Annotated in this window: 19 protein-coding genes; 8 read left to right on the top strand and 11 right to left on the bottom strand. The window is 71.7% G+C overall.

Annotated features, from left to right (window positions below):
* Window positions 1–77 precede the first annotated feature (77 nt).
* From ACIQ7M_RS38980 to ACIQ7M_RS39000, 5 genes are all read left to right on the top strand, one after another.
* On the top strand, window positions 78–1,373 hold the full coding sequence (locus ACIQ7M_RS38980; protein ID WP_386980906.1) for an ATP-grasp domain-containing protein: 1,296 nt from the start codon (window positions 78–80) through the stop codon (window positions 1,371–1,373).
* Window position 1,374: 1 nt separating this feature from the next.
* Window positions 1,375–2,637 carry an ATP-grasp domain-containing protein gene (locus tag ACIQ7M_RS38985; protein ID WP_403653325.1) on the top strand — a complete coding sequence of 421 codons (1,263 nt, stop codon included), beginning with the start codon at window positions 1,375–1,377 and terminating at the stop codon, window positions 2,635–2,637.
* On the top strand, window positions 2,634–3,956 hold the full coding sequence (locus tag ACIQ7M_RS38990) for an MFS transporter (RefSeq protein ID WP_403653328.1): 1,323 nt from the start codon (window positions 2,634–2,636) through the stop codon (window positions 3,954–3,956). The genes ACIQ7M_RS38985 and ACIQ7M_RS38990 overlap by 4 nt, the downstream gene beginning before the upstream one ends.
* A 145-nt stretch (window positions 3,957–4,101) precedes the next feature.
* Window positions 4,102–5,460, top strand: coding sequence for a dipeptidase (locus ACIQ7M_RS38995; protein ID WP_403653331.1), 1,359 nt, complete (start codon window positions 4,102–4,104; stop codon window positions 5,458–5,460).
* Window positions 5,457–6,479, top strand: a complete 1,023-nt coding sequence (locus ACIQ7M_RS39000; protein ID WP_386980899.1) for a methyltransferase domain-containing protein — start codon at window positions 5,457–5,459, stop codon at window positions 6,477–6,479. Before ACIQ7M_RS38995 ends, ACIQ7M_RS39000 begins: the two co-directional genes overlap by 4 nt.
* 247 nt (window positions 6,480–6,726) lie before the next feature.
* Here the strand turns inward: ACIQ7M_RS39000 and ACIQ7M_RS39005 are convergent, their stop codons facing one another.
* From ACIQ7M_RS39005 to ACIQ7M_RS39025, 5 genes are all read right to left on the bottom strand, one after another.
* Window positions 6,727–7,845: a M14 family metallopeptidase gene (locus ACIQ7M_RS39005; protein ID WP_403653335.1), complete on the bottom strand. Its 1,119-nt coding sequence runs from the start codon at window positions 7,843–7,845 to the stop codon at window positions 6,727–6,729.
* 50 nt (window positions 7,846–7,895) lie between these two features.
* Entirely contained in the window at window positions 7,896–8,663 is a 768-nt protein-coding gene (locus ACIQ7M_RS39010; protein WP_355775740.1) for a hypothetical protein, read from the bottom strand.
* Between the two features lie 11 nt (window positions 8,664–8,674).
* Window positions 8,675–9,403 carry a hypothetical protein gene (locus ACIQ7M_RS39015; protein ID WP_355775742.1) on the bottom strand — a complete coding sequence of 243 codons (729 nt, stop codon included), beginning with the start codon at window positions 9,401–9,403 and terminating at the stop codon, window positions 8,675–8,677.
* 21 nt (window positions 9,404–9,424) lie between these two features.
* Window positions 9,425–10,513 (bottom strand): hypothetical protein, encoded by a 1,089-nt coding sequence (locus ACIQ7M_RS39020; RefSeq protein WP_403653339.1) that lies wholly within the window; start codon window positions 10,511–10,513, stop codon window positions 9,425–9,427.
* A 215-nt stretch (window positions 10,514–10,728) separates the two neighbouring features.
* Window positions 10,729–11,814 carry a hypothetical protein gene (locus ACIQ7M_RS39025; protein WP_403653341.1) on the bottom strand — a complete coding sequence of 362 codons (1,086 nt, stop codon included), beginning with the start codon at window positions 11,812–11,814 and terminating at the stop codon, window positions 10,729–10,731.
* A gap of 405 nt (window positions 11,815–12,219) precedes the next feature.
* Between ACIQ7M_RS39025 and ACIQ7M_RS39030 the strand changes: the two genes are divergently transcribed.
* Together ACIQ7M_RS39030 and ACIQ7M_RS39035 are read left to right on the top strand one after the other, a co-directional pair.
* Complete coding sequence (locus ACIQ7M_RS39030; RefSeq protein ID WP_355762216.1) at window positions 12,220–12,777, top strand: glycoside hydrolase family 25 protein; 558 nt, start codon at window positions 12,220–12,222, stop codon at window positions 12,775–12,777.
* A gap of 144 nt (window positions 12,778–12,921) precedes the next feature.
* A complete protein-coding gene (locus tag ACIQ7M_RS39035; RefSeq protein ID WP_403653344.1) occupies window positions 12,922–14,097 on the top strand; it encodes a N(5)-(carboxyethyl)ornithine synthase in 1,176 nt (391 codons plus the stop codon).
* A gap of 43 nt (window positions 14,098–14,140) precedes the next feature.
* On the opposite strand, the gene ACIQ7M_RS39040 is transcribed toward ACIQ7M_RS39035, so the two are convergent.
* From ACIQ7M_RS39040 to ACIQ7M_RS39050, 3 genes are all read right to left on the bottom strand, one after another.
* The gene (locus tag ACIQ7M_RS39040) at window positions 14,141–14,803 is read right to left on the bottom strand and encodes an NAD(P)-binding domain-containing protein (RefSeq protein WP_355762222.1); all 663 of its coding nucleotides are present in this window, start codon (window positions 14,801–14,803) and stop codon (window positions 14,141–14,143) included.
* Between the two features lie 199 nt (window positions 14,804–15,002).
* Window positions 15,003–15,215: an EF-hand domain-containing protein gene (locus ACIQ7M_RS39045; RefSeq protein ID WP_351130755.1), complete on the bottom strand. Its 213-nt coding sequence runs from the start codon at window positions 15,213–15,215 to the stop codon at window positions 15,003–15,005.
* A gap of 59 nt (window positions 15,216–15,274) precedes the next feature.
* Complete coding sequence (locus ACIQ7M_RS39050; RefSeq protein ID WP_403653349.1) at window positions 15,275–16,189, bottom strand: MerR family transcriptional regulator; 915 nt, start codon at window positions 16,187–16,189, stop codon at window positions 15,275–15,277.
* Between the two features lie 54 nt (window positions 16,190–16,243).
* Here ACIQ7M_RS39050 and ACIQ7M_RS39055 point away from each other — a divergent pair, with 54 nt between their 5' ends.
* The gene (locus ACIQ7M_RS39055) at window positions 16,244–16,879 is read left to right on the top strand and encodes a GNAT family N-acetyltransferase (protein WP_386985404.1); all 636 of its coding nucleotides are present in this window, start codon (window positions 16,244–16,246) and stop codon (window positions 16,877–16,879) included.
* Between the two features lie 22 nt (window positions 16,880–16,901).
* Here ACIQ7M_RS39055 and ACIQ7M_RS39060 read toward each other — a convergent pair whose 3' ends face one another.
* The 3 genes from ACIQ7M_RS39060 to ACIQ7M_RS39070 form a co-directional block, all read right to left on the bottom strand.
* Window positions 16,902–18,101, bottom strand: coding sequence for a YncE family protein (locus ACIQ7M_RS39060; protein WP_386985402.1), 1,200 nt, complete (start codon window positions 18,099–18,101; stop codon window positions 16,902–16,904).
* Window positions 18,101–18,940 (bottom strand): polysaccharide deacetylase family protein, encoded by an 840-nt coding sequence (locus tag ACIQ7M_RS39065; RefSeq protein WP_403653353.1) that lies wholly within the window; start codon window positions 18,938–18,940, stop codon window positions 18,101–18,103. Before ACIQ7M_RS39065 ends, ACIQ7M_RS39060 begins: the two co-directional genes overlap by 1 nt.
* 372 nt (window positions 18,941–19,312) lie before the next feature.
* A complete protein-coding gene (locus tag ACIQ7M_RS39070) occupies window positions 19,313–19,816 on the bottom strand; it encodes an ATP-binding protein (protein ID WP_355762233.1) in 504 nt (167 codons plus the stop codon).
* Between the last annotated feature and the right edge of the window lie 109 nt (window positions 19,817–19,925).

Consider the following 19,925-nt stretch of genomic DNA (forward strand, 5'->3'; position numbering starts at 1 on the left):
TCCGCTGGCAGTAAATCGTGGTTGCGTGTCCGTTCCGCCACTGTCGCGGGAGCCGTCCCGGCCAGCAGAGTTGAGCCATGAAGTCCACTGGGCGGCGGTACGTGATCGTCGTAGACGGCTACCACATCAGGGACGGCGACGACCGGGGCTTCGCCAGCGCCTTCCGGGCCCGGGGCGTGCTGCCGGTCACCGTCATGAGCACCCCACAGCCGCTGGCGAAATTCGTCAAGAAGAACATCTGGTACCCCGACGACTTCGAAGCCGTGCATTATTACGACGGCGACTTCGAAGCAATGGCGAAGCTTGTGGAATCCTATGACCCGGTGGGGATCGTCACCGGCAACGAGAGCGGTGTCGAATTCGCCGCGCGGCTCGTGGAACGTCTGATGCCACAGTTCCAGAACGTACCCGGCAGCGCCAAATACCAGCGCCACAAAGGCGAGATGGCACTCGCCCTGGAGCGCGCCGGAGTGCCGGGTCCGCGCACCCTGTCGACCGCGGACCCCGCCGAGGCCGCCGCGTGGATCGAGTCGAGTGGCCTCACCGGCCGGCCACTGATCCTGAAGCCGCCGCACAGCGCCGGGACCGACAACGTGCACTTCGTGCCCGCCGGCGGCGAGTGGCTCGGCCACTTCACCCACATCCTCGGCCAGGTCAACGGGTTCGAGCTGCGCAACGACACCGTGATCGTGCAGGAGTTCCTGGAGGGACCCGAGTACATCGTCGACCTGTACTCGGTGGACGGGCGGCACGGCCTGGTCGACACCTGCGTCTACGCCAAGCACGACCGGGGCCCCCGCTACGGCATCTACGACGTCGCCGACTTCCTGGCCCCCGACCACCCCGACGTGGCGGTCCTCGCCCCCTACGTGATGCGCGCCGCCGACGCCGTCGGCATCCGCAACGGCTCCACGCACGCCGAAGCGATCATGACGCAGGACGGCCCCCGCCTGGTGGAGCTGGCCGCCCGCTACTCGGGGAGCTGCATGATGATCTCCGGGTCCCTGGCCACCGGCGACAACCAGATCGAGCGCACCGTACGACACGTCCTCGACGGGGAGTTCACGCCGTCGTTCGAGCTCGTCAAGGAGGTCCGCACGCTCTGGCTCTGCTCGGACCTGGCGGGACCGGTGCACAACATGGAGATCCTCCGGGCGATCGCCGACCTGCCCACCACGTACTCCATGTCGATCCCGCCCGAGGGCCGGGACATGCCGCTCACCAACGACGTGACCACCAGCCTGGGCTGGGTCATCCAGGGAGCCGACGACTGGGGCGCCATCGAGAAGGACTCGGCCCGCATCCGCGAGCTGGAGCGGACGTGGAACGCGGCGCGCGCCGAGGACGCGGCCGGCGAAGGGGGGACCGCCTGACATGCCGGGCCAGTCGTTCGGGGCCCACGTACCCCACCTCCTGCTCATCTGTCCCCGTCACGACGTCCTGGGCAAGTTCGTCGGCCTTCCGGTCGCCCTCACCGTGGTCCACCGCCCCGGCGGTGACCGGGAGTTGGAGGAGTCCCTCGCCCTCCAGGTGGTCGACGCCGACTTCACCGACCCGAAGGCGCTGCTCGCCGTCGCCCGCGAGGTGCACGCCCGGCGGCCCGTGGACGCGGTGCTCGGGCTCACCGAACTCTCGCTGCGCCCGGCGAGCGTGGTGGCCGAGGCGCTGGGGGCGCGCGGCAACACGCCCGCCACGCTCGCGCTGACCCAGGACAAGGCCGCCATGCGCGCGCACCTGCGGGACCGCGGCCTCGGCACGGTGGCCCACCGGGTGTGCTCCACCGTCGAGGAGGTCCGGACCCTGCTCCGCGGCACTCCGGCCGGGGTGATCCTCAAACCGGTCGAGGGCAACGGCGGAACGGGCGTCCATCTCGTGCGCACGGAAGAGGAGTTGGCCCGGGCGTGGGCCTGGACCAGCGGCGCCCGGACCGGTTTCGCCTGGCCGCAGGGCGCGTCCGCGTCCACCGTTCTGGCCGAGGAGTTCCTCACCGGCCAGGAGTTCAGCGTCGAGTCGCTGTCGGCCGCCGGGCGCCACCGGGTCCTCGCCGTCACCCGGAAGCACACCTCGGGTGCCCCGCACTTCGTGGAGACCGGCCACGACCTGCCCGCGCCGCTGCCACCCGACCGGCACGGGACGGTCGTCGACGCGGCGGTGAAGGCCCTGGACGCCGTCGGCTACGCCTGGGGCCCCTGCCACACGGAGGTGATGCTCGCCGAGGACGGCGAGCGCGCCACCGTCGTCGAGATCAACGCCCGGCAGGGCGGCGACCAGATCTGGGAGCTGGTCCACCACGTCACCGGTGTCGACATGCTCCAGGGCGCCGTCCTCGCGCTCGCCCACGGCGTCCTGCCGGGGCCGGACGCCGGCCACGCGGGCGGCGCCTCGATCCGCTACCTCACCCCCCGGCCGGGCCGGGTCACCGAGGTGACGGGGGTGACCGAGGCCCTGGCCATGGAAGGCGTGATTCGTATCGGTGAACTCCCCAAGGCAGGGGACGAGTTGGTGCCGCTCGGCGATTCCTGGAACCGGGCCGGGCACGTCGTCGCCGCGGGCCCCGACCCCAAGGCCGCCGCCGCGGCGGCCGACGCCGCGGCCGCCCGGATCGTCGTCCGCACCGACGAGGAGGGGGCGCGGTGACCTCCGAGAAGGGAGACGGGGTGACGCTCGCCGGGAACCAGGGGCCGCGGCGGGCCGAGCGTGCCCCGGGGACGCGGCCCGGCCGGTTCCTCACGGGCCGGGGTCCGGCGTACGTCGTCATCCTCGGCCGCTTCACCACCAACATCGGCTTCTTCATGGTCGTGCCGTTCCTCGCGGTGCACCTGACCAAAGACGAGGGGCTGAGCAGCTTCCAGACCGGTCTGCTCTTCGCCGTCATGGAGTTCACCCGGCGCGGGCTCGGCATCCCGTCCGGCTGGGTCAGCGACCGCTTCGGCGCCGCCCGGATCCTGACCCTCGGGCTCGCCGTCGAGGCGGGCGCGTACGTCGTGTTCACCGTGGCGGGCGGCAGCTTCGCCGTCTGGGCCGCGGCCGTCGCGCTGCTCGGCGTCGGCGGGTCCCTCAACAACAACGGCGCGCGCAGCGTCCTCGCCTCCAGCAAGTCCGGCGGGGTCGCGGCCAACCTCAGCCGTTACTACGTGTCGATCAACGGGGCCGCCCTGATCGGCCCGTTGATCGGCACCGCGCTGATGGCGGCCGACGCGATGAAGGCCGGGTTCCTCATCGCGGCCACGCTGCACCTGGGGTTCGCCGTGACCTCCGCGGTGCTGCTGCGCGGGCTGCACGCCACGAACGCGGCACCCATCAGACCCGCCGCCATGGCCGAGGCGCTGCACGACCGGCCGCTGATGATCTTCTGCTCGCTCGCGGTCGGCGGCTGGTTCCTCATCACCCAGTACCGGGTCGCGCTGCCCCTGACCGTCGTCCACCAGAAGCTCGACTCCGACCTGGTCGGCCTGCTCACCGCGGGCAACGCCGTCGTGGTGATGCTGACCGTGTGGCTGATCGGCTCACGCGTCGAGAAGCGCTCCACGATCGGCCGCCTGGACCTGTTCGCGGCGTCCGGGGTCCTGCTCGGCGGCGGCTGGCTGCTGTGCTCGGTCGACGGAATCAGCCCCGTCGTCGCCGCCGTGATCGTCACCTCGATCGGCGAGTCGCTGTTCTGCGGCGTGGTCGACGCGGTTGTCGCGGGCCTGGCGACCGAGGGCCGTACCGGCCTCTATCTGGGCTACTCCACGATGGCCTGGGGCGTCGGCGGCATGCTGGGCGGCTTCGTCGGCGGCGGCTTCGACCTGGCCGCCGGCCATGCCGCGCTGCCGCTGTTCTGGCTGGTGCTGGCCCTCGTGGGAGTCGGCTACGGGGCGGGCACCCGCGTGGTGCGCCGCTCGCTCGCCGAGGCGGTGGACCGGCGCCGTACCGCCGGGGCCGCGCCGGCCGGCCCACCGTCCCCGTCCGGCTGACCGCCCCGGACCGCCCTCCCGGATCAGGACGCCTCGAACCGGCCCGGACCGCGAACCGCCCCGGACCACCCGGTCCGGGCGCCTCCGACGCTCGTGCGCGACGACCCGGAACACACCCCCGAACACCGACCGAGAAGGAGGCCGCATGCCGCCCAAGGCGTTGCGCGCACAGGTGCGCGAACTGATGGGCCGAGCTCAGGAGGACCTGCGGGACCTGGTCGCGCACCGGTCCGTCGCCGACCCACGGCAGTATCCGGTGGAGGAGTGCGAGAGCGCCGCGGCCCTGGTCGCCCGGCTGTTCGCCGGAGCCGGCGTCCCCGGGACGCGACTCCTGGACACCCCGGACGGCAGCAAGGCCGTGTACGGGCATCTGCCGGCCGCCCCCGGCTACCCCACCGTCCTCCTCTACAGCCACTACGACGTCCAGCCGCCGCTCGACGAACCCGCCTGGACCACCCCGGTGTGGACCCTGACCGAGCGCGCCGACGGCCGCTGGTACGGGCGCGGGGCCGCCGACTGCAAGGGCAACATCGTCATGCAGCTCACCGCGCTGCGGGCGCTCGGTGACCTGACCCGGCTCGGGGTGGGCGTCAAGGTCATATCCGAGGGCGCCGAGGAGCAGAGCACCGGTGGCCTCGCCACCCTGATCCGGGAGAACCCGAAGCTCCTGTACGCCGACACCGTGCTCGTGTGCGACACCGGCAACTCCGAGGCCGGGCTGCCGACCGCCACCACCGACCTGCGGGGCGTCGTGCACGCCACCGTCACCGTCCGCTCGCTGGCCGGGCCGGTGCACTCGGGCTCCTTCGGCGGCCCCGCCCCCGACCCGCTCAACGCGCTGATCGCGATGCTCGCCACCCTGCACGACGCCGCCGGCAACACGACCGTGGACGGCCTCGACAACAACGGGCGCTGGCAGGGCGCCGAGTATCCCGCCGAGCGCTACCGTCACGACATCGGGGCGCGCGAGGGCGTCCGGCTGGTGGGCGACGGCAGTGTGGCGGACATGCTGTGGGCCAGGCCCGCCCTCACGGTCGTCGGCATCGACTGCCCGCCGGTGGTCGGATCCGCCCCCGCCGTGCTCGGGGAGGTCACGGCCAAGCTCAATCTGCGCATTCCCTACGGCACCGAACCGGACGCCGCCTGGGAGGCGCTGAAGGCGCATCTGGAGCGGGCGGCCCCCTGGGAGGTCGAGGTGGAGACCGTCCGGCTCTCCTCCAGCCGCCCCTTCCGGGCCCGCACCGACGGCCCGGCCTACGCGCGTCTGGCCGAGGCGATGCGGGAGGCGTTCGGGCGGGAGCTGACGACGGCGGGGCAGGGCGGCTCGATCCCCACCTGCGACGCGTTGCAGGAGACCTTCCCGGACGCGGAGATCGCGCTGATCGGGGTCGAGGAGCCGCAGTGCCTCATCCACGCGCCCGACGAGAGCGTGGATCCCGAGGAGATCGAACGCATGGCGCTCGCCCTCGCGCTGTTCCTGGAGTCCGTGGGAGAGCGGTCGTGACCGGACTGGCGGGACGTCATGTCACGTTCGGCGAGGCGGACATGGCGGATCACCTGGACCGGCTCGGCCGGGCGGCTCCCGACCTGCACGCGTGCGTCGACCCGGCACGGGCCCGGGCCTGGGCGCGCCTGGCCGAAGCCGGGGCCGACGACTTCAAGGACGACTTCGGCGCGGACGGGGCCGGTGGCCGGGGCTCCTCGTACATCCGCGCGCAGGCCCGCAACCTCACCGCACGCGCGCAGGGCATCCACCATCTGCTCTCCCTGGTGCCGGCCCGGACCGACCGGCGGCCCGCCGTCGTCGTGGACGTGCTCGGCGGCGACGGCCTGGTCCGCAGGGTCGCGGACGCCCGGGACGTGACCGGCCTGTCCGTGCTGACGTGCGACGCCTCCCCGTACATGGTGCGCGCCGCCTGGGCGGCCCACTGTCCGGCGCTGGTGCAGCGCGCCGACCGGCTGCTCATGCGCGGCGGCAGTGTCGACGCGGTCCTCGTCGCCTACGGCTCGCACCACATCGCCGCCGAGGACCGCGCCGAACTCGCCCACGAGGCGTACCGGGTGCTGCGGCCCGGCGGGGTCCTGCTCCTCCACGACTTCCTCGTGGGGTCCCCGATGGAGACCTGGTTCCAGGACGTGGTCGACCCGTACTCGCGGACGGGCCACGCCTTCGGTCACTTCACCCGGGAGGAGATGTGGGGGTACCTGACGAAGGCGGGCTTCGAGTCCGGTGAGGTGACCGACATGGCCGACCCGTACGTGGCGACGGCGGCCACGGCCCGGGAGGCCGAACTGGAGCTGGGGCGCTACCTGCTGGACATGTACGGCCTCTCCGCGATCGAGCGGCGGCACGCGGCGGACGCGGCCCGTCACACCGTCGAGCTGGCCAAGTCGGTCTTCCGCGAGCGGCGCGCCGACGGGTCCCTGGAGACGTTCTCGGCCGCGTACGACCCGTCCGCCCGCTCCTGGACCTGCACCCTGCCGAGAACGGCCGTCCTCGCGATCGGCCGGAAGTCCCCCTGAGGCGGCACCGTGCCGGAACCGGACCGGCGCCCGCCGCCGGTCCGGCCCAGTGCGGGCCCGGTGCGGCGCGGGCCCGGTGCGGTATGGGCCGATGCCCGACGCGGCCGCGACCGGTGCTGCCCCGTCCGGCCTGTTCGGCGATCGGTGTGCGGCGGGCGAGTTGGCCGGTGGGGGCGGGGTGACATGGCGGCGGCCACCCGGACGGGTGGCCGCCGCCGGTGGTGGTACGGGCGGGGTCGCGGGCCGGTCAGCCGGGCTCCCCCGGCTTGGCGTCGGCGAGACCGGTGAGGGCCTGGTCGAAGACCTCGCGCGCCCGCTGGAGGACCTGCTCGCGCCAACGGGCGTCGTCCGCCGGGCAGAAGGCGTCGCGGATCAGCCGCTTGAGGCCGGAGCGGACCGCGTCGGCCGGCGGGCGGTTCCGGTGGAGCCAGGCGTCGGCGCACAGCGCCACCAGCACCTCGGGGCCCGGCTGGGTACCGAACTCCAGGGTGATCGCGGTCAGCCGGCCGCCCGGGCCGAGGCCGTCCGCCACCGCGGTCGCCGTGTTGCCGACGATCGGCGTGGAGGAGGACGTGCCCTCCTCGGAGGCGGTGAGCGCGTCGCCGTACCAGCGGCGGGCCCGCTGGTGGGCGTCCGCGTCCCGGCCGCCGCGGAAGATGGGCTCGCCGGCCCCGCGTTCGCCGAGCCCGGTGTGCAGGTCGATGTAGCCGACGTGGCCGGCGCCCGCGATCTGCTCGGCGACCACCGTCTCGAACACCCGCCGGGACCACACCGGGGCACGTCCGCCGTGGAACAGCCCGTCGGGATGGCGGTACTGGCCCCGGGTCACGGCCTCCTGGAGGTGCTGCGCGCCGAGCCGGCCGCGGAGCGCGGTGAGCTCCGCGACCAGGTCGCCGGGCACGAACGCGGCGGCGTCCGCCGGCACCAGGGTGGGGTGCACGGCGTCGTAGGCGTCGTTGTGCGGCGGGGCGGCGTGGTCGACGAAGTTCCGGTTGAGGTCGACGTTGTCCTCGTTGACGCGCCGCAGGTACGCGAAGCCGTAGGGGTTGAGGGAGTGGACGAGCAGGACACCGGTGCCGGACTCGGCGGCGGCCTTCGCGACGCCTTCCCGCAGCAGGATGCCGGTCTGGCAGGCCGAACCGCAGAAGCCCTCGATGCCATGGGTCCCGGAGACCGTGACCAGGAGCTTCGCCGGGTCGGGCGGCCCCAGCCAGGCGGTGTCCACGCAGAGTTCGCCGCCGTCGGGCCCGAGGTGCCCCGGCAGGGTGAACGTCCTCAGGCGCGCGCCGGCCTCCTCGGCGGCGCCCAGGAAGGCGGCGCGGGCCCGGGAGTAGTCGGGGGGAAAGGTGTCCGATGTGTCCGCCATCGCTGCCTCGAGTTCCTGGGGGGCCTGACTGCCTGACTGCCTGCCTGGTCTCAGCTCCGCCCGGAGGGCAACGGCACTCCGAGGGCCGTGAGGATCGCGTGCGCCCCCGCCCGCGTGGGCACGTTCAGCAGGCACAGCACCCGGTCCCCCGGCTCCGTGTGCTCGGCGAAGTACCGGTTGGCCTCGGGCACATGACTCAGCGGCCGTTCCCGGTAGAGGTCGAGCGGACGGCCGATGCCGGGGATGACCCCGCGCGCCGGGTCGAACGCGGCCCGGGGAGCGAGCGCCGCAGCCACCTCCGCCGCGAGGGCCTCCTGGCTGTCGTCCTTGCCCGCGAGGTCCGGGTACATGGCGATGTCCGGATGACCGCTGAACGCCGCCATCGCGCAGTGCGCCACGGGGTTGTACGTCTTGAGGGCGATCACCTCGGGGAACGGGCGGCCGTCGGCGAGCAGCCGGGCGAAGTGCAGTGCCCAGCTCTCCTTGAAGACCGTGGCGCCCCGGTACGCGTCCCCCACGAACTGGATCATGATGTGGAGGCAGGGCCGCCCCGACGGGATCTCGGCCCAGCGGGAGGTGAGCAGCGAGATGACCCGGTCGCGTTCGCGGTCGACCCCGACGACGACGTACTCGGCGTCGGTCAGCATCTCGCGGCGGAGGGTGAAGAGCTGCCGGGTGTGGAGCCCCGGCATGGCGAGGACCAGACCGTCCACGATCCATTTCTCGGTCCGGCCCGGCAGCTCCCGGCCGGGCGGCAGGGCCAGTACCTCGACCCCGGACCGCCCGCCGGGCCGTGTGGCTCGGTCGTCGTCGGTCACCGCCGGCCCGCTCAGACCTCGGAGGCGGTGGGCAGCGGGATCTGGGCGTCGCTCTTGCCCAGCACGGTGAGCTGGTGCAGTTCCACGAAGTAGAGCTTCCACAGCCAGTAGACGTTGTGGAGGTGCTCGACGACCTTCCGCTCGTCGTCCTCGGAGTGGATCAGCGTGGACAGCACACGCCACACGAAGTCGTCGTGGTCGTCGTCGAGGTCGGTGTTGACGTGCGCGCGGGCGCCCTTGACGTTCTCCTCGCCGAGGACGTCGCCGAGGTTGTCCAGCCAGTCGGGCTGGGTGCGCGTGGTGACGTACTCGACGAAGTACACGCTGGTGATCAGCGCCATCGGGCTGTCCTCGAACTCCATGCCGAACTGGAGGTATCCGGTGAGGAGTTTGGTGGAGAGCAGGGGTTCCGTGGAGTAGATCTGGTCCTTGGTGACCCCGACCTTGGCGAGGTCGGCGGCGAACAGCCGGTCGTGCAGCATCTCGTCGTCGGTGTAGTGCGCCCACGCCTTGGCCTGGACGGGGTCCACCTTGGTGAAGTACTTGATGGCCAGCGCGTCGACGGTCCGCTTGCGGCGCAGCCGCAGGATCGTCTCGATGTTGTGCCGCTTGTAGTAGTCGAGGTTCAGCTCGGAGGCGTTCTTCTGGTGCTGGGCGTAGGGGACGGTCTCGTAGAAGTCCTTGATGAAGGTGTCGAGGACCGCGTCGACCTTCTTGCGCAGTTCGGAGTTGATCGTCATGGCGTGCTTCCCTCCTTGGGGTCAGTGGCAGCCGCAGCTCGCGCTGGAGACGCGCTGCATCCGGCCGCGGCGTACCGCCTTGCGGGCGCCGAGGACGGCGGTGCCGTCCGATGTCACCAGTGAGCTGCGGGGGCACAGGAAGGCCAGGGCGAAGCGCGTGGCCGGCGTGATCCCCAGTCCGAGGTTCACGACACCGCCGGTGGCGCCGTACACCTCGTTCGGGCCGCAGTTCGCCGGGATGATCTCCGTGGTGGTGTTGATCCCGAAGCCGAGTTCCCAGATGACGCGGTAGCGCGGATCGTCGGTGAGCAGCTTCTCCAGCTCCACGGCGGCCGACGTCGCCCCCGGCGTCTGCGGGGTGACGCTCTCGATGCTTCCGGCGGTGACGCGCAGCGTCACGGCGTTGGAGACGAGCGGTGTGAGCGCTTCGAACAGCCGCCGCTGGTCGGCGCCGTCGGCCGGGTCCTGGTGGCGGTGGACGATCGGCCAGCCGCGCAGGGTCAGTTCCCCCTGGAGTCCGAGCAGCCGGGCCTCCGGTTCGAAGGTGGTGATCTCGGCGGCGGTGACGCTCAGTTTGCCCGAGGGGAAGATCTGCTGGTCGCCCTCCTCCAGGACGCCGGCCTGCTGGTTCCAGACGCAGTCGCCGGCCGTGTGGTCGAACTCGGCCTCGGTGCCGGAGACGTCGTCGATGATCGTCAGCCGGTCGCTGTCGCCCACCAGGTCGAAGAACTCCTCGGCCACCTGGGCGTGCCGGGCGACGTCGGTGCGGGCGGCGGTGCGCAGGAAGTAGCGGACGTGTTCGTCGGTCAGCGGCGTGGATCCGGCCGGCAGCACGGCCAGCTTGCGGCCGCCCAGCTCCCGCTCGGTCGGCGAGTCGAGGAACCGCCCGGGGCAGACCGCCAGCACGTGCGCGTCCTCGGGGACGCTCCGCTCGATCAGCTCGCCCAGGCGGGTGCCGGGAGGGAGCGTCAGCGGAAGCACGCGGGAATATCCGTCGCCGGGACGCGGGGAAACGAGGTCGCCGTGCCGTTCGCTCGTGATCAGACAGAATGTCCCGGTCGGCCGGCCGAACTGGTCGAAGTCGCTCGTCGTGATGTCAGGCGGTGGCACGGAGAACTCCCTGGAAGAGAAATACGGGAACCTCACGAGAGGAAATGGGGAACCCCGCGACGGGGCATGACTACTGCCCCGCCGCGGGTCGGTACTCAGCCCAGGAGCGTGCCCAGGTAGTTGCGGTTCTTCTGCACCTTGATCTTCTTCATGGGGAGTCACCTCCTGTTGGGTTGATTTCCTTGCGTTCACCCCGGCCGGGCGGTCGTGACCCGCTATGCGAGGGGCACGACCCTTTCCACGGTGGGGTGGTCCGGGTGGCCGATCACCGCGACTCCATTACTGGTCAGCACGCGGGTGTCGGGAGAGATGATGTCCAGGTGGTACTGGGTGTACGGAGTGAGTCCGAGGCCGAAGTGCAGACACCCCTCGGTACCGCCGTACACCTCGTTCATGGCGTGGTTGCCGGGCAGGATGTCGTGCGAGGTGTTGAGCGCGTGGCCGATCTCCCAGACGATCCGGTACCGGGAGTCCACGGCGAACATCTGCTCCAGCATCGCGACGGCCGGCGCCGCTCCCGCGTCCAGTGCCCGAAGGCGCGTGATCCTGCCGTCCTCGACGGTGGCCCTGATCGCGTTGTCGTGCATCGCCCAGAGCTGTGCGTGGATGCGGGCCTGGTCGGTCCGGGAGAACGAGGGGGTGCCGTTGTGCAGGATCGGGTAGCCGCGCAGCGTGATCTCGCCCTCCAGGGGCAGCTTCAGCGCCTCGTCGAACTCCCTGATCTCGACGGGCAGCACGCTGATCTCGCCGGAGGGGACGATCTGCTGGTCGCCCCAGTCCAGTGGTCCCGCCTGCTGGTTCCACACCAGGCCCTCGCGCAGATGGTCGAGGGTGGCGCGGGTGCCGTGCACGGGGTCGACGTACACGAGCTGCTCGGAGTCCTCGGCGAGTTCGAAGAAGGTGTCGCAGAACGCCGCCTGTTCGGCCGCCGAGGTCCGTTCCATCACACCGAGGAAATGCCGGATCTCGTCCAGACCGGTCGGCGTCGAATTGCACGCCATTCCCATGATCTTCCGCTGCCCGACGAGATCGGGGTCCGGTGATTCGAAGAACCTGTGGGGCGAGACCACGAGTACGTGCGCGGGTTCCGGGATCCTCTTCTCCAGGATTTCCTCGAACCGGTCGCCGGCGTCCAGCGTGATGGTGAGGAATTCCCGGTACGGTGCCGTCTGGACGACTTCGATCCGATCCACCAGCTCGGAATTCGTGATCAGACAGAAGGTGCTTCCGGTGGCTTCCCCGAACTGGCTGAAGCGGCCGGGATCAATTGCTATCTGGGCGGACACGATCACTCCCGTCATGACCTTTGCGCGTTTTCTCGCCGTGGTCTCCAATGTGACGGTTCGTGGGGTCCGGTGCCTATAGGACGATGGTCCCCGCACCTTTTTTCGCGACTGGTACTTCCGCCTGTGTCGGAGCCCGCCCACGGTGCTGTACTTTCTTCGGCCGTCTTCTCACGCCCGAGGGGCCGGACCGGACCGGGCCGACGGCCGACGGCCCGGCGCCGGTCCGCGCGCGGACCGGCACGGGGTGCCGGTCACACGTGCGAGCGTGGAGGGGGCGAAGTGCGGGAACCACAAAGACAGTTGTCCTCGACGGACCACCCCGTGGACAACGGCGGCCGTTCCCCGCGGCCGCCGGGCATCGGTCACCGGGCAGCGCCCCGTGCGACCCGCCCCCTCCCCCCACGCACGGAGGCTCCCCCCATGCTGCGAGGCATCGACGTCAGCGCCTACCAGTCGTCCGAGTACGGCACCGCCGGCCTCTCCTTCGTCTTCGTCAAGGCGACGGAAGGCCGCTCGTACGTCAATCCGAAACTCACCGCGCAGGTCAGGACCGCTCGCGACGCGGACTGCGTCGTGGGTCTCTACCACTTCCTGTGGCCCGGCAACATCAGCGCCCAGGCCGCCTACTTCGTGAGCAAGGCCCCCGAGAGGGCGGGTGACCTGCTGGCCGTCGACTGGGAGACCACCGGCGACGGCACGCACGCGAGCAACGCCGAGAAGGACCGCTTCATCCGCAGGGTGAAGGAACTCCGTCCGGACAACCGCGTGGTGCTCTACACGAACCGGAACTTCTGGCTGAACATCGACACCACCTCGTACGCGGGCGACGGCCTGTGGATCGCCGACTACGTCACCGCCGGCGAACCCCGCATCCAGGCGAAGTGGCGCTTCCACCAGTACACCTCCGAGCCGGTGGACCGGGACGTCGCGGACTTCGCGACCGAGGCCGCCCTGCGCGCGTGGGCGGGCGGTGCCTAGAGGTCATCGGTCCGTCGCCGTCCGGGACCGGAGTACGGTTGGCTTACCGAGCGCACCTCGCACGCCGCCATCCATCGCGGCGTCGCCCTCGGGGAACGGCAAGGCCGGAGCGCTTCGCGTCCGGCAGGAAATGAGCCGCCCCACATGAGTCTGATGAGTCTCGGAGTAGTCGCCTCCTCCCGCAAGGAGAACGAGTTCCGGCTGCCGCTGCACCCCGGCCACCTCGAACGGATCGCCCCGGACGTACGCGAGAGGATCTTCCTCGAACGGGGCTACGGCCGGCGTTTCGGCGTCGCCGACGACGCGCTGCGGCCCCTCGTGGCCGGGCTGCGCTCCCGCGAGGAACTCGTCGCCGAGTGCGACATCCTGCTGCTGCCCAAGCCCCTGCACGACGATCTCGCCGAGCTGCGCGAGGGCCAGGTGCTGTGGGGATGGCCGCACTGCGTGCAGGACGAGAGGACGACCCAGATCGGCATCGACCGGCGGCTGACGCTGATCGCCTGGGAAGCCATGAACCACTGGACCTCCACGGGCGCCTTCAGCGTCCATGTGTTCCACAAGAACAACGAGCTCGCGGGCTACTGCTCGGTGCTGCACGCCCTGCAGCTCGGCGGGCTGACCGGCAGCTACGGGCGCCGCCTGCGCGCGGCGGTCATCAGTTTCGGCGCCACGGCGCGCGGAGCGGTCACGGGCCTGGGCGCCATGGGGGTCTCCGACGTCACGGTGCTCACCCAGCGCGCCGCCGCGGCGGTCGCCTCACCGATGCCCTCGGTCGTGATGGGCCACTTCGCGGAGCAGCCGGGCGCTCCCGCGCGCCTGCAGGCCGCCACCCCGGCCGGGCCCGTACCGCTGGCGGAGTACCTGGCCGGGTTCGACATCATCGTCAACTGCGTCCTGCAGGACACCGACGCGCCGCTCATGTTCGTCACCGACGAGGAACTCGCCCTGTTCCGGCCGGGCACGTTCTTCATCGACGTCGCCTGCGACGAGGGAATGGGCTTCGCATGGGCCCGCCCGACCACCTTCGACGAGCCCATGCCCACCGTCGGAGCGGGCTGTCACTACTACGCGGTGGATCACAGCCCCTCCCATCTGTGGAACTCCGCCACCTGGGAGATCAGCGAGGCGCTCCTCCCCTACCTGCGCAAGGTCATGAGCGGCCCCGCCGCGTGGGACGCCGACAGCACGGTCCGCAAGGCCATCGAGATCCGTGACGGGGTCGTCCAGAACCCGAAGATCCTCTCTTTCCAGCACCGGTCCGCCGGCTATCCGCACGCTCCGAAGATCCCGTCCGGCGTGCTGAGCCAAGCGGTCGGGTGAGCGTGCGTGACGCCCCGGTGATGGTGCGTGGCGGACCGGCCTCTCAGCCGCGGAAGTCCGGCGCGCGCTCCGGGGACGCCTCCGCGAGCGCCTTCGTCACCGCGTCGCGGCCTTCCTGGAGGCCGTAGACGGGGGTGCCGGGCTGCTGGCGCCAGGAGTCGTCGAGGCCGCCGGCGTCGACCGTGTCGAAGCCGATCTCGTCGATGAGGTCGCGTACGCGCCGCTTCGCCGCCTCGTCGTCGCCGGCCACCGGGAGGGCCAGGCGGTCGGGGGCGCCGGCCGGGCGCGCGCGGTCGAGGATGTCCTGGGCGTAGGTGCCGTTGAAGGCCTTCACGACCGTGTGGCCGATCTGCCGGGCGGTCCAGCGGCTCTCGGTGAGGCCGTCGTCCTCGATCCCGGCGATCCTGCCGTCGCGCTGCTGGGGGTAGTAGTTGCCGGTGTCGATGACGGCGACGTCCTCGGCGGCGCCGTCCAGGATGCCGTCCGGCAGGTTCGGCACGGCCTTGAGCGGGATCGTGACGATCACGACGTCGGCGCCCTGGGCCGCCTGCTCGACCGTGACGGGGGTCGCCCCGGTCTCCTCGGCGAGCGCTCCGAGCGTCTGGGGACCACGAGAGTTGGCGACGGAGACGTCGTGCCCGACAGCGGTGAGCCGCCGGGTGAGGTTGCCGCCGATGTTGCCCGCGCCGATGATGCCGATCTTCATGACATGCCCTCCGAAGTCGATGCACGTGCATACGTCTGTCGGGGGACGTCAACTGCGGTCCGGCGCGGCCTATTCCGCGGACGCGGCGAACGGGCGAATGGGCGAAGACGCGACCGGGTGACCGGGCTCCGGGAACGGCCGTCACGGAACGGCCGGGACGCGCGAAGGGGGGACCCGCGTCGGGTCCCCCCTTCCCGGGTCACTTGTTCAGGTGGGTCCAGAACTCGTCGAACGAGAGGACCTTGTCGCCGTTGAGGTCGCGGCTGGCGATGACGGCCTCGGCCACCGACTCGGTGACGTTCCAGTCGCCGCCCTGGGCGAGAGCGGACTTGAACTCGGCCGCGGTGATGAACCCGTCACCGTCCGTATCGATCCGCTCGAACTGCTTGCGTGCTTCCTCGATGTCGGCCACTGTCCGCCCCTTCGTCGTGCATCACTGCATGCGTTGCTGCCTTGGTTACGGAGGTCAGATTAACGGTCCGGGTGAGCGCGCAGTGCGGCGAGTACCCAGGCGAACTCCTCACGGTGCGCCGACAGCGGGTCCAGGCCGCGCACCACGGCGCTCAGCTCCCGGAAACGGGCCACCTCGGCATGGGCCGCGGACTCCAGGCGGGCCAGTACGGAGGCCCGGTCCGCGTCGCCGAGCAGGCCGCGCAGCACCGTGTCCGCCTCCGGGCTCCCGGGGTCGACGCCCCGCTCCAGCGCCTCGCCCGCGAGGTGCACCAGCCGGCTCATGAACCACAGGGAGGTGCCCGGCGGCACGTCCGGCCCCCGGTCCGCCGCGTTGAACTCGATCATCTCGCGCATCCGGGCGCGGAAGCCACGGTCCTGGATCAGCTCGGCCAGCTCCACCCAGGCGTCCACCTGCTCGGGTGTCGGGTCGTCCGGCAGATCACCGACGTCGAACCGCAGCCGGGTACGGATGTCGGGGTCGGCGGTGTCCAGACCGCCGAAGGTCTCCTCCATGAAGTCGTCGACGATGCGTCCGCGCTCGGCGGCCGAGAGCCGCGCCAGCTTGTTCATGAGTGTCGTCTCCTGTGCGCTCGAACCACGTCGTGCCACGGTCGACAGCACCGCCCGGGTCACCTTCAGCGACCTGATCTGCGCGTCCAGCGCGGCCACGTGCGCTGCCGCGACCTCCGCCACCGTCCGCTCGCCCGCCAGGACCGCGCGGACGTCGCCGAGCCCCAGCCCGAGTTCGCGCAGGGTCCGGATCAGCTCCAGGCGGGCCACGGAGCCGGCGTCGAACAGCCGGTAGCCGGCCGCCGACCTGGCCACCGGGGGCAGCGCGCCCTCGTCCGACCAGTAGCGGATGGTGCGGACGCCCAGGCCGGTGCTCCGGGACAGCTCGCCGATGGTGAGAAGTCCGGTGCCGTCGTCGATCATGTCTGCGAGTCTGGCCCTTCCAGTGGGTGGAGACTCAAGCGGCGGGGGACAGTCATGCCCGGAACTCTGCGCGACATTCTGGACCGAGCGGCCCGCGGAGTCCTCCCGCCGCCCGACGGCGCCACCACCGTCGTACGCCAGCACTGTCCCCGCGACGCCGGCGTCCTCGCGTTCACCGCGCACTCCGTCGTCTTCACCGACGAGGACGAGGGCTGGGTGCGCGCCGCGCTGGGGGCCCTGGACTGCGACGCGCTCGCGGCGACCATGAACCCGCGCTTCCTCGCCGCGTTCCTGGAGCGGACGGGGCGGGCGACCGACACGGTCGACCTGCTGTCCGTCGCCGCCCCGCTCCCGGGCCCCGCGGCCCTCGCGCTGACGGAGATCGACGACCTGGCCCACCCCCGGATCGCGGGGTCGCGCAGGCGGCGCGACGACGTAAGGGCGTGGGCCGCCGACGGCGGGGTCCTGGTCCTCGGACGCGGGGTCGGGGGCCGGCTGGAGATCGCGCTGGAGGTGGACGAGGGAGTACGGCACCGGGGACTGGGCCGGGCGCTCGCGACGGCGGCGCGGCACCTGGCCGGCGAGCCGGTCTGGGCCCAGGTGGCCGCGGGGAACGCCCGCAGTCTGCGGGCGTTCCAGGCGGCGGGCTACCGGCCGGTGGGCGCTGAGGCGCTGCTGCTGCCCCGCTGAGCGGGCCGAGCGCCGGCGCGGATCAGCGGAAGATGCCGGTGTGGCCGAGCGAGTACCGGCCGGGCTGGGGGTAGACGGCGAGGCCGTGCGGACCGCTGCCGACCTTGATGCGGGCGATCTGTTCACCCGTGTGGGTGTCGATCGCGTACACCTCGGAGTTGTACCGGCCGGAGAGCCACAGCACCTTGCCGTCCGCCGAGACACCGCCCATGTCGGGGCTGCCGCCGCCGGGCAGCCGCCACTTCCTGGTGAGCCGGTTCTGTGTGAAGTCGAAGATGGAGATGGTGCCTTCGCCGCGGTTGGAGATGTACATCTCGCGCGAGTCCCGGCTGACGTAGAGGCCGTGGGCGCCCTTGCCCGTGCTCAGCAGGGTCGGCCGGGTGAACTTGTCGCCGTCGAGGATCCACACGCCGTCGGCCATCATGTCGGCGATGTAGAACTTCTTGCCGTCCGGGGAGATCTTCACGTCCTGCGGCATGGCCCCGTGGAACGGCAGCCTCTGCTGGCCGACGACCTCCATCCGCTCGGTGTCGACCTTCAGGAGCTCGCCGCTGAACTCGCAGGACACGATGAAGTAGCGGCCGTCCGGGGAGAAGTCGGCGTGGTTGACGCCGTAGCAGCTCACCGGTTCCGTCTTGACGGTCTTCATGGTGTGCGCGTCGCGGAAGACGAGTTCGCGGTCGAGGGAGGCCATCACGATCGCGTACTTGCCGTTGGGCGTGAAGTAGAGGTTGTACGGGTCGTGCACGTCGACCGGCTTGCCGGCCTTGCCGGTCTTCGGGTCGATGGGGGTGAGGGTGTTGCCCCGGTCGTTGTTGACCCACAGGGTCTTCAGGTCCCAGGAGGGGACGACGTGCTGGGGCTGGTTGCCGACCGGGATCGTCTCGATGACCTTGTACGTCTTCGGGTCGATGACCGAGACCGTGTTGGAGTTGGTGTTGGGCACGTAGACGCGGGACGGGAAGTCCTTGACCACCGGGGAGAGCCGGCCCGGACGGTCGGCGGCGTAGACGTCCGCCGGGTCCAGCAACGGGGGCATGCCGGGCAGGCCCTGGACGACCGGCTTCTTCACCGGGGCGGGCCGGACCGCGGCCTTGGTGGTCCCGCGGGCCTGGCCGGCGTGGTCCGGGGAGGAACCGCCGCACCCCGCGAGGAGGGCGAGCGTGGCGAGGGCGGCGCCGGCGGTCAGCACGCGGCGCGGGGAGTCGGGTGGTGTCGGCATCAGCTCAGCAGCTCCGTGGTGGTGACCGCGCCGAGGCCGCGGCGGTCGAGTTCGTGCAGGAGGGCGGGGAGGGCGGCGACCGTGCCGGCGTATCCGAAGTGCAGGCTCACGACGGAGCCGGGACCGACCTCGGCCAGTACCTTGCGGGTGACGGCGGCGGCTCCCGGCGAGGTGTAGTCGAGGGAGTCGACGTCGTAGGAGAGCGTGTGCGGGTAGCCCGCGTCGCGGGCGAGTCGTTGGACGAGCGGGGAGGCCCGAGGGCTGCGGGAGGGCCGGAACCAGGTGCCGATCGACCCGGTGAGCCGCTTGAGACGGTCCGCGCAGCCCCGGATCTCCGCGGCCGCCTCCGCCGCCGTCATGGCGTTGATGTCGACGTGGCTCAGCGTGTGGTTGCCGAGGTCGTGGCCGCCGTCGAGGATGCGGCGGGCGAGGTCCGGATGCTCGTCCAGCCAGGTGCCGACGGCGAGGACGGTGACCCGGGCGCCGGCCCGCTCCGCCTCGCCGAGAAGCGCCTTCGCGACGGCGGGGTCGCCCTGGCCGTGGAAGGTGAGGGCCACTCGGGAAGGGTGGGTGCGGGGGCCGTGGGTGATCTCGGGGGGCTGGGCGGGATAGCGGCGGGGGGCGGGAGCGAGCGCCGCGGCCTGCCGGGTCGCCGTGGCGGCCGGGGCGCTGGGTGCGGCCGGAGGCGTCGTGGGCCGGTGCGGGTGGGTTGCGCGCGGGGCGGAACAGCCCGCGCTCGCTCCGGCGGCGAGGGTCCCTGCGGTGAGCGCGAGTCCCGTGAGCAGGGCAGCGCGCCGGGGCGGGGCGGGTGCTGCGTGGTCTTCGGCGGGCGTGGTCACCGGACCATTTAAGGGCGATTCGGCCGAAAAACCGGCGATTGGTCCGGCCGGGTGGTGGTGCGGGTCGCTTCCCCGCTTCCGCGTTCGGGCCGTACGGGGACGGCGGGACCCGGGAACGGAGCGGGGACACCGGGCCGGACGGAGGACCCCGGGCGGAGCGCGGACCCTCTTTTGGATCAATGGTCAGGGTCTGCGATAGTCGGCGATGCGACCTCCACCCATTGACCCGGGCCACGGTTGTCGCCGGTGGCGCGGTTCACACCCCAATTCGTTCCGCGACATCCCGCAAGCCCCGGCTGCCACGCGGCCGGGGCTTCCGCGTGCCCGGCCTGAGCGAATCGGCGGTCGGAGCGGGCCGGTGGCCGAGGTGGGTCAGCGGTCGGCGACGCGGATCTCGAACCAGGTGGTCTTGCCACGGGGCAGCAGGTCGACACCCCAGCGGTCGGAGAGCTTGTCGACGAGGAAGAGACCCCTGCCGCTCAGGTCCAGTTCCTGGACGGGCATGAGACAGGGAAGGCCGCGGGAGGGGTCACGGACCTCGATACGGATCCAGCCGCGGCGGCGGCGCATACGGAGTCCGAACACGCGGGCACCGGTGTGCCGTACGGCGTTGCCCACGAGTTCGGAGACGAGTAAGACCGCGTCCTCGGTCATCTTCGGGGACTGGCCCCAGTGCCGCAGGACCACGACCTGGGCGAGCCGCCGCGCGGTGGCCGCGGACTCCGGGCGGGACGGCAGCAGCACCTCGCCCTCGGTGGGATTGCCGAACAACTCCAGTGCCTTGAGCGCCCGTTCGTCCTCGACCGCAGGTGTCCAGCGCGCCGCGGTCGCACTTCCGTGCCGCCGCGGCTGTTCCATACCCTCCAGCCCCGCCATGCCCCCCATCATGGCCGTCCGGCGCCCCCTCCGGGGCCGTTCCGGAGGATTGGGCCCCCCGGAACGGGACATTCCGCACCATCCGATCGGCATATACCAGAGGCAGTTC

The sequence above is a fragment of the Streptomyces sp. NPDC096324 genome (assembly GCF_044763015.1).
GTDB lineage: Bacteria > Actinomycetota > Actinomycetes > Streptomycetales > Streptomycetaceae > Streptomyces.